The following is a 13,263-nucleotide window of genomic DNA, read 5'->3' on the forward strand; positions in this document are numbered from 1 at the left end:
CAATCGGGAGCGTCCGCATCAAGGATATCGCCTGCTAGGCCGAACGCCGGCCACGCTCTTCGCCGGCAGAAAGGCTGGCTAACCTATGCTGCGGGGCTCGCTTGGAGCGCAAAAGTGTCAACACCTCGTCCACACTGGACATCCTAGGGACCGGCGAGTTCCCCGCGGGACGCCTGTGATCCCGGACCCCGGGCGCCGGCGGTTCGCCCCGCAAACCGCGCCGGGTCGAACGGCGCGAGCAGAGCCGGCCGTTCGCCCGCAAGCAGGCGCCCGACGCCGCGGGCGGTGGCCGGTGCCAAACTGACCCCAAGCATGGCATGTCCGGTCGCGACGTAGAGATTGTCAAAACCAGGAACCTGCCCGATCACGGGAAGCCCGTCCGGCGTCACGGCGCGCATGCCGACCCACTCCTGCCCCGCGTCTCGCGACCGCCAACCGGGGAGAAAGCGCGCCACGGCACGGTCCATCGCCGCGACGCGACGGCGGTCCAGCCGAACGTTCAAACCCGAGAACTCCATGGTCCCCGCCATGCGGATGGCCCCGCGAAACGGCGAGCAGGCGACCTTGGCTTCGGCGAGGTAGAGCGGCCGATGCACGCGAAATGGTGGCGGCGTCACCGTCACGCTATAGCCTTTGCCCGCTTGGACAGGCAGGCGATATCCGACCTGCCGGAGCAGCGGACCCGACCACGCACCCGCGGCGATCACGCACTGGTCGAACGCGACGCGCCCTGCGCACGTCCGACAGGCCATCACCCGACCGCCGGCCACGTCAAAACCCTGGACATCGACGTCGGTCCTGACGGGGACCCCAAGGATCCGCAGGCGTTCGGCCAGCGCCGCGGTGAGGCTCTCCGGGCGGACGTGCCAATCGCCTTTGGCAAGAATTCCGCCCACCACCCCCCGCCCGACGGCTGGCTCCAGCGCCTGCACCGCCCGCGCGTCCAGCTCCTCGGCAACTTCGTATCCGCGCGCAGCGAGGCGCGCAAGGTCCCGTCGGATGTGGTGTTGTTCCGACCGGCCGAGGAACAAGAAGAGCAGGCCGGTGCGATGCAGCTCGAACTCGAGTCCTTGTTGTGCCGCAACGTCGTACAGGGACCGCGACTCTTCGTGGAACCGCACGATCGCCTCGAATCCGCGGGCGTAGTCGGTCGCGTTGCATCGGCCCCAAAACCTCCACACCCACTGCAGCAGTTCCGGATCCGCCCGCGGCGCGACGTAGACCGGACCGGCCCGCATCACGGCCCAGCGCAGCAAGCGGCCCCGAAGCCCCGGGGCGGGCAAAGGTCCCGACAGCGACGGGACGATCCACCCGGCGTTGCCGGCGGAACAGCCGGCGCCCGGCCGTCCCTTGTCCAGCACGACGACGTCGGCGCCACGGCCGCGAAGCTCAAGGGCGCACCAGAGCCCAATGACCCCCGCCCCGACTACGACAACGCGACTCACCCGCAAACCTGGCGGAACACCCGAAGGAAGTTTCCGCCCAAGATCTTGTGGACGTCCTCGATGCTGAATCCGCGACGGAGCAGTCCATCCGTCAGGCGGGGAAAACCCGAGGGGCGTTCGAGCCCTTCTGGGTAGTACCAGGGCGGCGGCGGGTACGCCTCGGAGGTCCACACGCCGGTCGCTAACAACCGCTGGTACTGCGCGGCCGCCTCGGACGCGGGGATCACACCCGCCATCCCTTCGTAGTAGTCCAGGCCCAACCCGATCGCCTCGGTTCCCACCAGTGCGGCGATGTGCTCGATGTGGGCGATGAAGTGGTCAAGCGTTGGTCTCGGCACCGACGCCACAAACGCGGGGAACCCGACCATGCCGATCATCCCGCCGCGCGCGGCAACCGCGCGAATTTGATCGTCCCGCAGATTGCGGGGCGAATCACAGACCGCCCGGCAGTTGGCGTGACTGAAGATCGGCGGTGCACTCGACGTCTCCATCGCTTCCATCGTCGTGCGGTAGCCTGTATGGGCGAGATCGACGATGAGTCCCAGGCGATTCATCTCCTGAATCACGCGCACGCCGAACCGCGAGAGCCCCGCGTCGGTCCGCTCCTCGCATCCGTCTCCAACGCGATTCTTGCGATTGTACGTCAGCTGCACCACCCGCACCCCGAGCCGCGCGTAGGCGGTGAGCAGGTCGAGATCGTCCGCCAGCGGCTCGGTGCCTTGGAAGTGGAAAATGATGCCGAGCCGGCCCTGCGCCTTCGCGGCGTTCACGTCGGCGGCACGGGTTACGTGCAAGAGCTTGTCGGGGTGGGCAGCGATCCGCGTGAGCCAGCGCGCAATACTGCGCATCGCGCCGTCGACTCCGGTCGATGCCTCGAGCGAGGGAGCGATCGCCGTCGCCCCTCCCCGGATCCATTCGTCGAGGAACTCCTCGCGATTCGCAAGGGGACACGTGCCGTCGATGACGATCGCTTCGCCGTGCACGCGCCCAGCATCGGTCGTCCCCATTCACCCCTCCACGTCCGCAACGCGGGCGTCGGATACGCAGTGCCACACGAGTGTGCGGCGCGCGCAACCGGCACGCGCCCGCCCCGATCTGCCCGGGGCGGCCACGCCGCCCTCGTCGGGTTCTACGCAAATTCCTGTCGGCCGTGACAGGTCCCTTTGGCGCCGCGCACAACCTGGGGCGCAAATGTTGTCGAATCAGCTAACGCGGAAGCACGGGCGATGGCCCCAACGGTGTCAAATGCCGCAGCTTCAGCTCTACATGGATGATCAACCGTTTGCTCGCGTCTGCGAGGTCCAGATCCCCGACCTGGCGCATCTGACGGAGACGGTAACGAATCGTATTCGGGTGCACCGCGAGTTTTGTCGCGACCGCGGTCACGTCCCCAAATGCGTCCAGATAGGCCTCCAGGGTCGCGACCAGCTCCGTGCCTCGCACTCGGTCATGCGACTCGAAGCGCTCGAGGTGCGGGTCGCGATAGCCTTCAGCGAGGTTGTGATCTCGGACCGTGCGTAACAGGCGGTAAATGCCGAGGTCGTCGTAGTTGACCGGCAACCGCCGCCCCAAGAATCCGCCGCAGATCCTCGCCGCTTCCGTAGCCTGCCGATACGCTTGCGGGAGGTGATCGAGCTCGTGCAGCACCCGACTCGCCCCAATCGAGAACGACAGTCTCGGAAACCGCTGAGGCAGGTGAGCGTGCAGCGCATCCGCGAGCGCGCGTACTCGGTCAGGCAACGCGGGTGTCTCGGGCGCCCCCGGCCGATCGCCGAACAAGACGACGGCGCTATCGCTCCGCAGCAGAGCCAGCGACCGCTCGCCGAATCGCCTCGCGATGGCGCGGATGGCGGCAAGCAGTTCGGCCTTGAGCGCCTGCACCCATGCTTCATCCTGGCCGTCGATGTGCGTCTCGAACTCGTCGATGTCAACGACCAGCACGGCGAACGGTTTCAACAGTTCGATCTGGAGGGCGTCCGCGCGGCGTCGGGCCGCGGTCTCGCTGACCACCTGGCCGTCGAGCAGGTCGACGAGGAATTCCCCGACGAGACGGGTGTGCGCCGTCTGCTCCGCCTCCTGACGGAGCAGCAACACAGCGGCGGTGGTCGCGGCCTGGGACAAAATACGGACCGCGTCCGGCGCCGGCGGCCGCCGCTGCTCCATGATCCAAATCTGCCCCAGGATCCGGTCGCCAGCCCGGATCGCGATCGCCGTGCGCGGGGCGAGCCCCAATCGGGGACAGGCTGGTACGCGGACGGGCAGGACGCTCCGATAGATTCGATTCATGGCCCCGCTCCGCTGGAGCCACTGCGCGATCTCAAGCGGCACCGCCTTGTTGAAGATGGTGTCGCGTCGCGCCCGGTCCACGGGTCCTGCCTGACGACTATATGCCACGAGCCGAAAGTTGGGGTCCTCTACGGTGACCGGGCTGCCCAGCAGTTCGGCGACGGCCTCGACGAGTTCGGCAATGGTGCTCGGAGCGCTAAGCAGCACCTGCCGATCTGGCACACGCCGTTTGCGCTTCGCCGGAGTGTGCCGCGCGCGCCTCGCTGCTGTCACCACGGACCCGTCATCAATTCGACTCACCATCCGGCCTCGTCCGCGCGGCGGGCATGCCCGGCCGCTCGCCAGGTCGCCCGCACCGGCTCACCACCGGCCGGACGCGGTCGCCCCGGGCATCGCCGTCCACTGAACGCCCCGCGCGATTGTCGGCTGGCGCCAGCACGGAACGTGACGTCGGCTCCCACACCACCCATCTCCAGCCTCACCTCCCTCGGCCCGACGCGCTGTCACTCCTCAATTGACCTCCGAGACCGAGATCCCTCCCTGCGTGTGTCCTCCCGATGCGCGGAGGTCGGCAGCGGTTCACCGCCCTCACCGGCGGTTCCTAGTTCTTGAAACATGAAGAGACCCGCGTCGATCAAGACGCGGCCTTGTTCCGTCGCTGAGGTTACGCAGAATGTTCTGTCAACTTTCATGGAGCCGAATCGGACCATCGCCCGATACCGGCACTGCCTCGACGCATCTAGGATGAACGCAAGCAGTCCGGGAGGAAGGGAGCACGGTCATGACTCGCAGGCACGCTGAGTATCGCATGGGGTGCTATCGAGTCGTCGAGCAGATCGACGACGAGCCGTGTGCGGACGGCACCACAGGGTTTCGGTGGCGTGCGACGGCCTTCGACGAAGCAGGCAGAATGCCGTGCGATGTGCAGTGGACGGCCCCGACCCCCGAGGAGGCCGAGCGGCAACTCGCGTTCGCGGTCAGCCGCATGAGGTTCACTTTGACGGAGCAGGGAGAACCACTCGTGTCGCTGTTGAAGTCCGCGTAAGGATCTGTTGAACCGCGAGGTGCCTTCGCATTTGTTGCTCACGTCGCGCAGGGAGAAGGGGGATCGAGGATGCGACAGGTTCTGGCGACGCTGGTCTTGGGGACGATACTGCCGCTCGGCACATCGATGGCGTGTGCTCATGGAGGCGTGCAGGCTTCGCCGATCGCGCACACGATCTCGACTCCGGCAGCGGATCTGCCCGACTACGACTACCCAAACGGCAACTGACGTCTTCGCGGAGTCACTGGCGACCCCCGGCGTGGTGCTTTGGGGGCCTGCCTATTGCGTGAGCCGGTTCCACGGCGCTCTCGTTGAACATGCTCAGCCTACTGTGTCTTCGCCGTGAGAACACAGCGGGCGCTGGTTGACACCCGGGGATTCGTCCCTGCATGCGTCAACGCTCGCAGGGCAGTTATCGGCGCTCGCGGCGCTCGTACGTCGCGCGGCATTCCCCCACCCCACCAGTCGTGTTGGTGTCGCCGTGCCCGACTGTCTGTCATCCCGATGCGCACGCGACGACCTGTGCTGGGTGCATCGTTCGCTGCTACGGATCCGGTTCTCCGACCGCGCGCATGCGGATCCCTCGGACTCCTCCGAGGGCGGATGCTAGGCCTCGCTCACGGCACGGTTTGCAGAAGTGGGGTCCACTTCTCTCCAGCTTCCGGGTGACACTTCAACCGACCCCGGATCGGTTGGGCAGTCGTTCCGTAGCCGTGTCAGCTCGTCAGACGAGTTGGCAACCGTGATAAGATCCCCGGTCTGACCCGGAATCTCTTGCCAGACCCGCAGCGTGCTATGTTCGGGGGGCATCGGCACACTCATCCCCGAAGAGTCAGATGGGCTCCTTCAACGAAGGTGCTCAGGCACAGATAATGGAAATTCCGGATATCGCCCGGTACGCGCATGCAAGGTCAACAGGGGGAGGTGCCAGATGACGCTTCAGCTTGGGGAGACAGCTCCGGACTTCGAGGCAGACACGACTGAAGGACACATCCGCTTTCATGAGTGGGTTGGCGACTCCTGGGCGATCCTGTTTTCACATCCCAAGGACTTCACGCCGGTCTGCACCACCGAGCTCGGGTACATGGCGAAGCTCAAGCCGGAGTTCGATCGGCGCAACACCAAGATCATCGGGCTCAGCGTCGATCCCGTCGACAGCCATGCGAAGTGGGCGAACGACATCAAAGAGACGCAGGGCGCCGCGCCGAACTATCCGATGATCGGCGACACGGATCTGAGGATCTCGAAGCTGTACGGCATGCTTCCCGCGAGTACGGCGGGGACCTCGGAGGGGCGCACGCCCGCGGACAATCAGACGGTCCGCAACGTGTTCGTCATCGGGCCGGACAAGAAGGTCAAGCTGATTATCGTCTATCCCATGAGCACCGGGCGTAACTTCGACGAGGTCTTGCGCGTGCTCGACTCGCTGCAGCTGACAGTGAAGCACAAGGTGTCGACGCCCGTGAACTGGAAGCGGGGCGAGGACGTGATCATCTTGCCCTCCGTCTCCGACGACGAGGCGCGTAAGGCGTACCCGCAGGGCTGGAAGACGCTGAAACCCTACCTCCGCATCGTGCCGCAGCCGAAAGCGTAGGGCGCACGACCCTGTCCGCTACGCGGGACCTCGTGGCCACGGAGGGGACGGTCTTGTGGCCGTGCTACTCGAATTCGCGGCGGGGAGCGCTAGGGTCCCGTCCCAAGCGTCCACCGACGATCTCGGATAAGGACAAAGCAGATTAAACAGTACGAATGCAGAGGTTCTTTGGCGCACGGGTAACGTCTCGCGATCGGTCCGCTGGCGAGCGCAGATCGTCTGGCATTGTGCCACGAGCCCGCACCGTCTGTGATGACCCAATCGTGCATGGGGCGCCTACTCTATCGCGCGCTATGCCCAACGCTCGCTTGGGAGACCTGCCCGTCGGAAGTCCTCGTGGCACGCGTATGGAACTCGGTGCCACGGAGTTAGATAGTCAGGAAAGGAAAAGGCCTAAAGTTGGCTTTTTAGTCGGGCCGGGCGCATTTGAACCGCCGACCACCTAAACTCCATCCAGGGAGCCGCTTAGACGGGGCCCCTCTCCTGTCTCCGTGGCACGAGACCCAAGCATCGATACGTTCGTTGTGTTCGAGCGTGCTGATATGGCGATGAATGCGCAGGAGCACTTCTTGAAGCACGTCGTCGGCATCGGCTGGATTATGGATGCGGCGGCTGATGAAGCCGCGCAACCGTTCAATACGCTCGTCCCAGTGTATCCTGGTAGCCGCTTTCATCGCCAGTCACCGCCTCACCGGCAGCCGCAACTTCCCGAATTCGTCTGCCCGCAGCATGCCACCGTTTCCGAGGGATCACAGCAACTCATCCGCTCGGCGGGTGAGCAGCATGTTGCTCCCAGGGCCCTCTTCTTTGTGGCCTTCCCGGCGAAGAACCGAACCAAGTTCTCGGAGAGATCCTCGTCCACGCCTGCAACATGAGCTGTCGGTCGGGAGCCGCCATAGAGCTCGCCCAGGATGGCCTCCACGATCAGCCCGACGGGTGCCTCCGTGTACTCCTGCCCGCGGTAACCCCATACGCGACACCTTGTCTCGCCATCGCACCCGCAGAGATCACCGCGCTCGCCGCAGTTGCTCTCCCTGAGCTCACTCGCGATGTCGTGCCCGTTAACCCCGAATCGTTGGCGAGCTGACGAACTGCAAGACCTTCGCCTGCTGGGCCGACTCAACCAGCGTCTTGCGGACCTCTACTTGCGTCCCGGTCGCCTCAAGAGCAGGTCGAACCGCCTCTAAGGCTTCCCGCAAGCTCTCGTTACTCCCGAGGCAGCGAGAGCACGTGCCGAGGTCCAGGTAGAGAAAGTCGATCTCGACCCGCTGATCGTAGTGTCCCTGTGCCGAACTCGTCACCGTATCTGATGCCATAGTGGCCCTCCCACGCTCTATTCTGCAAGGCCCTGCCGCCGTAGGCTTTCGCCTACAAAGACGGAGCCGCGACCGAAAGGACACACCGTGCTCCCGACTTCGGTGCATTGAGCTGAGATCAGATGGGACACCGCCTTGCCCATCGCCTCGCGGGACACTTCCTTGCTGAGACCGCGAATCGCCTTGACGAGCGCCTGATTCGTCTGTCCCCTGCCGCGCAGCGCCTCCACCGGCATCTCCTCGACGGCCGAGTGCGTGCCTCGGGAGAACTTGACCGCCAGCACATCTTTCCGCATCTCGCCGACTTCAGCAATGGCGACGTCGTCGCGACCCATCCCCACAACCGAGTGCTCAATCACGTCTCTGTACGTTTTGAGATCTTCCGTCCGGACGGCCAGCGAGGGGCGCCGCACCCAGGTGCGGGATTTGCCGGGCTCACGCCCTTGTCCTCACGAGGTGCCCGCCCGAACGTGCGCGCAGATCCTCTTCTTCCTCAGGTGGAGAATCCGAGCGGCTGCGCACTCGTTGAGGATGTCCGGCGGCACGACGAACTCCCGCATGGGAACCCGGTGTGCTCGTACGGGGCGAGCTCCTCTGCAGGGAGCTCCATATCGTGTCATTAGCCATGTGCGCCAACCACCACGCGACCTGGACGGTCTTCCTAACGTTCGAAAACCCACGTCTTGAACCGATAGGGGGGTTCTCGCGCACCTCACTCTTCAACAATGTCCCACGAGTGTCGGATGTCGACGCATCCCTTGAGCGTCTGTGCCACCGGGCAGCCTCGCTCGAAGACCGCGAGTGCGCGTTCGGCCTCGGGGCGTTTACCCGACGGGACTCGTAGGTGGTAGGTCACCTGAATTTGTGTCACTCGCATAACACGGTCCGGAGCTTCGATCGTGCCTTCCGCTTCGGTCCAGAGCTTATCGGGGTAGCTTGGTATCCCGCGCGCCTCCAGCGCGCCCGCAAGGGTCCCAGTGAGTCACCCGGCGGCGGCCCCCACGAGATGGTCCAGCGTGCTGGGGAGTTCCTCCTCCGGTTCCATCTTATAGAACGCTTTGACTCCGGTGTTCACACCGTAGCGGATCGGCTCTGGAAAATCGCCGATGTACGCGCGCCGGTTAGGGCGCTTTTCTTGATACACTCGAACGCGCGCGATATGCACCGTGTCCATCTCATCGCCCCCTGTGTCTGCTCTGATCTACGCCGGTCGTGCCGACCCGCGGCGCACGGTCCAGGAACGCCTTGTGTGGTGCCATTGGAGCGTTGTCCGATCGACTACTCCGGAAATGGCGACTCGCCGATCTGCAAGTTCACTCGGGCGGTCGCGGGCGTGAGACACGCGGTCTCGCTGCACGCCTGATACTGGACCGTTGTGCTGATGCTCAGGTCGCCTCGACCCGACGCGACCGATAGCGTCAGTGGGATGCGAGCATACACCGTGCCATCGAGGACGCAGAATTCCTCATCGATCCCGCCGACCTTGAACCGCCGACCTGGCGGCCACGTTGATTGTCCCACCTCAAGACCATCGAACGGCATGACCTCGATGCCTAAGGGGACATACCCTTCAGGAATCGGGGTCGTATAGACGTGCCACCCTTCGCGAATGGACACCACGACGGTCAGTTGCACTTGCTGATAGGGTCGGTAGGTGGACGAGTCGAGGGAGCCGCGGACCGTGACGGCCTCGCCGTCAATGACGCTGGTCGGAACAGGCGCGGGGGCGGGGATGCTGAAGATGGCCTCCAACAGCCCCGTCCCGGTGTCCCGGATACGATAGTTCCGATGGGTCCGCTTCCGTTGTACGGTGCCGCTACGATCAAGGAGAAAGACCGCCGGATAGGCGACGCCACGCTGGTCATCCCGCACGCCCCGCCCAAACTCGGCATGATGACGGTCCAGGTCGTCATCGAGCATGCCGAGGAGTTGGATCACACGACTACCGTAGTCAGAGAGGAGCGGGTAGGTGATGCCGTGTTTCGCTCCGAACGCGGCCAGGGTCTCGACGGAGTCGTAGCTGACGGCAAACAGCGCCACACCCGCCGCGTCGAGGCTCCCCGCAATCCGTTGCAGCTCCACGAGCTGCGTCTTGCAGTAGGGTCACCAGCGAGCGCTGCGATAGAAAACGACGAGCGCCTGTCGACCGTCGCGAGCCCGGTGGAGATCGATGGGCACGTTTTGCTGGTCGGGCAAGACGACGTCCGGAAACCGCTCTCCGATCGTGGGGCCCTTCGCCATCAGATCTTCCGCCACAACAGCGCTCCTTCACTAGGTCGGTGGGACGGCCCATACATGTGTTTGGAGTTAGCGTGGGACTTCTGTTTGTTTCCCGAACTTCCTGCCACACAAAAGCCCCGGTTCGGGTCTCAGGCCGGACCGCGCTGTGGCTTGAATATCTGACCGCGCTGATGCGGGGCGACGCGAGGATCTCCCGCGGCATCGCGGAGCGGATTTTGCACGAGTTCATGGGCCAGATCGCGGTGCCCAGCGCGACGCTCCCAACGCTCACCTCGCGAGAACGGGAGATCCTTGCCTTGGTCGCGCGCAGGCTGACGAACAAGGAGATCTCGATCCGCCTGAACATCAGCCAGGGCACGGTCAAGCGCCATCTGGAGAACATCCTGGCCAAGCTCCACCTGCGCAACCGCGTCGAACCGGCAACTTTCGCAGTCACTCGGGGAATCACGTCATCCGGTCCCTCAACTACCAGAGACTAGACGCGCGCCGCCAGTAGGTACGCTGCCTCACCCGTGGCAAGCGGGATCCCGTGTGGAGAAGATGACCGCGTCTGTGGCGCGGGAGCCCAACACCGCGCGCCACACGTCCGACTCGCGGCTTTTATTATTCCCGCTGTCCCTGCGCTGATCCTTACTTGTAGAAGTACGGGTCAAGGACGCTCACTTGAGTGATGCGGTCAACTGGTAGGCCATTTCCCAACGCGGCGCGGTGGATTGCGTCCGGGTTCGGGCCATCATAGATACAGTATGTCTTGGTCTTGTCCTCGCTTACGTACGAATGGACCCAGGTTACGCCCAACGCGCCGTTCTTGCCGAACACGTTCAAACACGTCTGCGCACCCTGTTCAGTCATGGGAATCTGCAACCCGTTCGGAAACGTCCGTTCCACCAGGTATCGAGGCATCTTCCCCACCCTTCGACCGAAATTGTTTCGTCCCACATTCTACCTTACTTGCCCGGATCCGCGATTTTGTCGCTGGTCGTCGCCGGAGCGCGCATGAACATCGCGTTCCACCTGCGGTGCCAGCATGATGTCACAGGTCACCAATCTGCCACGGCTCAGACTGTGGTCGGAGCGATCATCGTAGAGTTAGTCGCCTCCAAACGCGGCGACTAAGAAAGGAACCCGATAGACGAGGCCGAGCGCGCACACGATCAATGCAAGACCCACGGGCGCTGTAAGCCGGCGGCCCCAGCGTGATGTCCGCTCCAGCAGCATCACCGCCCCGAGCCCCAGCATCCACCCGAGGTTCACGCCGCCGATCCCAAACATCACCAGCATGAGCGTCCAGCAACAGCCGAGACAGTACAATCCGTGCCGCATCCCGAGGCGCACCGCGTCGTATCGCGCTCGCCGCCCGCGCCAGTGTTCTACCAGAAAAGAGTACGGCGACCGGCACTTCTCCAAACACATCTCTTTGAGCGGCGTCACCTGGTACACGCCGGCTGCGGCCAATACCAGCACGCCAAACCAGCCGTCCAGAGCCGCCAGGGCCGGGTTCCGCTCCACGCCGGCGTGGAGGCCGGCGTCGCCCGCAAAGGCGGCGATGCCAAAGGCCGTCCAGACCGAGAGGTAGCCGAGCAGGAGGTACGGCGTGAGGGTCGCACGGTCGGCCCGTCCGGCCATCAGCGCGCGGAAGAGATTGACGAGGGGAAGGCTGCCGGGCAGCATCATCGCGATTGTCATGAGCAGCCAGCCCGCCGCGAACACGGCCAACCGGAAGGCGGTGAGCCCTCCCTCGGCCAGCTCGCGATGGCTGAGCAGCGGCGCGAACGGCGAGGCGCCCCACGCCGCGAGCACCACCCACGCGAAGAGTACGAGCGCGCCGGCTGCGACGCGATACCAGCGGGTGTCCTCCGGCGTGCGCAGCGCACTGATCATATCCGCCCGCCTTCCCCGGTCTGGCCGGTGTCTTACGCCTCGAACCGGAACTCGCCGAGCACCGCGTTCCGGCCGCTGAACTCCCACATCATCCCGTGCTTTGGCAGGTTCACGCGATGCGTTGCCGCCTTGCCCACGTAGGCGGGCGACCCGGGAATGGTGCTGAACACGGTATCCACCAGCTTGGTTGGTCGACCCTGCGCATCGACGTACGGCTGCATCTCGGCCGCTATCGCCTCCCCCACCCGGATCGTGCCCTTCCCCTGCGTGAAGTTGAACTCGATCGGAGCATCGTACACCCCGACCACCTCACCGATAAGTTTCGAGAGGTCGGCTAGCGGGCCGCCCAGCTTCCCAGTGTGTGCCGCGAGGATCGCCTCTTTCTGTCGCGTTGATGCCGCTCCGTCTACAAACGCGGCGATCCTCCAGTTTCCCTGGAGGACATTGCCGGGAATCCGCGCGACAAGCGCGAGTGTGAGCCCGCTGACGTCGACCTCATTGATGTGGCCCCGATCGTAGTGATAGGCCAGAAACGCGTCGCACGTTCCGCCATCAGGATCGTCACCGACCCAACACGGGCATGGTCCCCCGCAGGAGCAGGCTTCCAGGAGCCGTCCTTCTACGGCATACGCCACCTTATCACCCCCTCCGTTCTAGGTGCACCCGCAACCTGAAGTCAAAGCTACGGAAGCTTGTAGCTATCTTCGCGAATCTCTACGACCTCGGTCACGTGGTCACACGGGATCTCGGCCAACCGGGCTGCCTCACGGACGGCGTCAACACTGGGCGCCTCGTACTCGCAGAAGCACTTACTGCGGTCGGTTGCCAGGTTGCTGTGAAGCCACCTGATCCCCGGCAGCGCAGTGTTGACCGCGATCGCCCGTCGGACGGCGTCCTCCACCTCCTCGGCCGTGATGCCTGACGGCAGGCTTCGCTCGATAAGGTATCTCGGCATGGGGCCTCTCATGTGCCGAACTCACACTGTAGCTTACACGGAGCCGTGCCCCTCGTCATGGGTATTTCGCCCTATCTTGCGCGCAGGCGACCCCCAGGTTGCCGTCGAATAGTGCGCTTCATCGGAGGCGGGCGAATGACCGCATTCCTTGAGCGTGGCGTCTTCCTTCAAGAACTCTCGGCGCGGCTCGACGCCGCCAGGAACAGGCGCGGGGCGCTGATCTTCATCGGCGGTGAAGCGGGCGTCGGGAAGACGACTCTGGTCAGGAAACTCTGTGAGATCGCCCGCAACAGCGCGAAGGTCGCGTGGGGCATCTGTGAACCGCTGTCCACGCCCGGCGCCTTCGGTCCCGTGGTCGAGATCGCGGCCGCGCTTGACGAGGGGATTGCGCGCCTGTTCGGCGAGCCTCGCCAGAGGCGATTGGCGTTTCGCTCGCTGCTCGACTCTCCCCGCCCACGAGGTAAGCCGTCGTTGCTTGTCTTCGAGGACGTCCACTGGGC

18 protein-coding genes and 1 pseudogene are annotated in these 13,263 nt (G+C 64.6%); 6 read left to right on the plus strand and 13 right to left on the minus strand.

Annotated elements, in window-relative coordinates; translation table 11 throughout:
* Positions 1-143: 143 nt before the first annotated feature.
* The 3 genes from VKZ50_07930 to VKZ50_07940 form a co-directional block, all read right to left on the minus strand.
* A complete protein-coding gene (locus VKZ50_07930) occupies positions 144-1,445 on the minus strand; it encodes an FAD-dependent oxidoreductase (protein HLJ59645.1) in 1,302 nt (433 codons plus the stop codon).
* Positions 1,442-2,452, minus strand: a complete 1,011-nt coding sequence (locus VKZ50_07935; GenBank protein HLJ59646.1) for a dipeptidase — start codon at positions 2,450-2,452, stop codon at positions 1,442-1,444. The genes VKZ50_07930 and VKZ50_07935 overlap by 4 nt, the downstream gene beginning before the upstream one ends.
* 199 nt (positions 2,453-2,651) lie before the next feature.
* On the minus strand, positions 2,652-3,938 hold the full coding sequence (locus VKZ50_07940; protein ID HLJ59647.1) for a helix-turn-helix domain-containing protein: 1,287 nt from the start codon (positions 3,936-3,938) through the stop codon (positions 2,652-2,654).
* A gap of 574 nt (positions 3,939-4,512) precedes the next feature.
* Between VKZ50_07940 and VKZ50_07945 the strand changes: the two genes are divergently transcribed.
* The 4 genes from VKZ50_07945 (at position 4,513) to VKZ50_07960 (ending at position 7,245) form a co-directional block, all read left to right on the plus strand.
* On the plus strand, positions 4,513-4,776 hold the full coding sequence (locus VKZ50_07945) for a hypothetical protein (GenBank protein HLJ59648.1): 264 nt from the start codon (positions 4,513-4,515) through the stop codon (positions 4,774-4,776).
* A 69-nt stretch (positions 4,777-4,845) separates the two neighbouring features.
* Complete coding sequence (locus VKZ50_07950) at positions 4,846-5,004, plus strand: hypothetical protein (GenBank protein ID HLJ59649.1); 159 nt, start codon at positions 4,846-4,848, stop codon at positions 5,002-5,004.
* A gap of 703 nt (positions 5,005-5,707) precedes the next feature.
* A complete protein-coding gene (locus VKZ50_07955) occupies positions 5,708-6,370 on the plus strand; it encodes a peroxiredoxin (protein HLJ59650.1) in 663 nt (220 codons plus the stop codon).
* A 569-nt stretch (positions 6,371-6,939) separates the two neighbouring features.
* Positions 6,940-7,245, plus strand: a complete 306-nt coding sequence (locus tag VKZ50_07960) for a hypothetical protein (protein ID HLJ59651.1) — start codon at positions 6,940-6,942, stop codon at positions 7,243-7,245.
* A 186-nt stretch (positions 7,246-7,431) separates the two neighbouring features.
* Here the strand turns inward: VKZ50_07960 and VKZ50_07965 are convergent, their stop codons facing one another.
* The 6 genes and pseudogenes from VKZ50_07965 to VKZ50_07990 form a co-directional block, all read right to left on the minus strand.
* Entirely contained in the window at positions 7,432-7,686 is a 255-nt protein-coding gene (locus tag VKZ50_07965) for a DUF2703 domain-containing protein (protein HLJ59652.1), read from the minus strand.
* Positions 7,687-7,703: 17 nt separating this feature from the next.
* Positions 7,704-8,021: a hypothetical protein gene (locus VKZ50_07970; protein HLJ59653.1), complete on the minus strand. Its 318-nt coding sequence runs from the start codon at positions 8,019-8,021 to the stop codon at positions 7,704-7,706.
* 647 nt (positions 8,022-8,668) lie between these two features.
* Complete coding sequence (locus VKZ50_07975) at positions 8,669-8,860, minus strand: hypothetical protein (GenBank protein ID HLJ59654.1); 192 nt, start codon at positions 8,858-8,860, stop codon at positions 8,669-8,671.
* A gap of 104 nt (positions 8,861-8,964) precedes the next feature.
* On the minus strand, positions 8,965-9,321 hold the full coding sequence (locus VKZ50_07980; GenBank protein ID HLJ59655.1) for a protein-disulfide reductase DsbD domain-containing protein: 357 nt from the start codon (positions 9,319-9,321) through the stop codon (positions 8,965-8,967).
* A 159-nt stretch (positions 9,322-9,480) separates the two neighbouring features.
* Positions 9,481-9,777: pseudogene (locus VKZ50_07985) on the minus strand (redoxin domain-containing protein).
* A 12-nt stretch (positions 9,778-9,789) separates the two neighbouring features.
* Entirely contained in the window at positions 9,790-9,942 is a 153-nt protein-coding gene (locus tag VKZ50_07990; protein ID HLJ59656.1) for a hypothetical protein, read from the minus strand.
* 155 nt (positions 9,943-10,097) lie between these two features.
* On the opposite strand from VKZ50_07990, the gene VKZ50_07995 reads away from it, so the two are divergent.
* A complete protein-coding gene (locus tag VKZ50_07995; GenBank protein HLJ59657.1) occupies positions 10,098-10,406 on the plus strand; it encodes a LuxR C-terminal-related transcriptional regulator in 309 nt (102 codons plus the stop codon).
* 151 nt (positions 10,407-10,557) lie between these two features.
* Here the strand turns inward: VKZ50_07995 and VKZ50_08000 are convergent, their stop codons facing one another.
* The 4 genes from VKZ50_08000 to VKZ50_08015 form a co-directional block, all read right to left on the minus strand.
* Positions 10,558-10,830 carry a DUF4242 domain-containing protein gene (locus tag VKZ50_08000; GenBank protein HLJ59658.1) on the minus strand — a complete coding sequence of 91 codons (273 nt, stop codon included), beginning with the start codon at positions 10,828-10,830 and terminating at the stop codon, positions 10,558-10,560.
* A gap of 186 nt (positions 10,831-11,016) precedes the next feature.
* Positions 11,017-11,808: a DUF2182 domain-containing protein gene (locus VKZ50_08005; GenBank protein HLJ59659.1), complete on the minus strand. Its 792-nt coding sequence runs from the start codon at positions 11,806-11,808 to the stop codon at positions 11,017-11,019.
* Positions 11,809-11,840: 32 nt separating this feature from the next.
* Complete coding sequence (locus VKZ50_08010) at positions 11,841-12,443, minus strand: DUF1326 domain-containing protein (protein ID HLJ59660.1); 603 nt, start codon at positions 12,441-12,443, stop codon at positions 11,841-11,843.
* Between the two features lie 47 nt (positions 12,444-12,490).
* Complete coding sequence (locus VKZ50_08015) at positions 12,491-12,763, minus strand: DUF4242 domain-containing protein (protein HLJ59661.1); 273 nt, start codon at positions 12,761-12,763, stop codon at positions 12,491-12,493.
* Between the two features lie 135 nt (positions 12,764-12,898).
* Here VKZ50_08015 and VKZ50_08020 point away from each other — a divergent pair.
* The coding region (locus VKZ50_08020; GenBank protein ID HLJ59662.1) for an ATP-binding protein at positions 12,899-13,263 on the plus strand (365 nt) is incomplete at its 3' end.

This window comes from bacterium (assembly GCA_035295165.1).
Classification (GTDB): domain Bacteria; phylum Sysuimicrobiota; class Sysuimicrobiia; order Sysuimicrobiales; family Segetimicrobiaceae; genus JAJPIA01.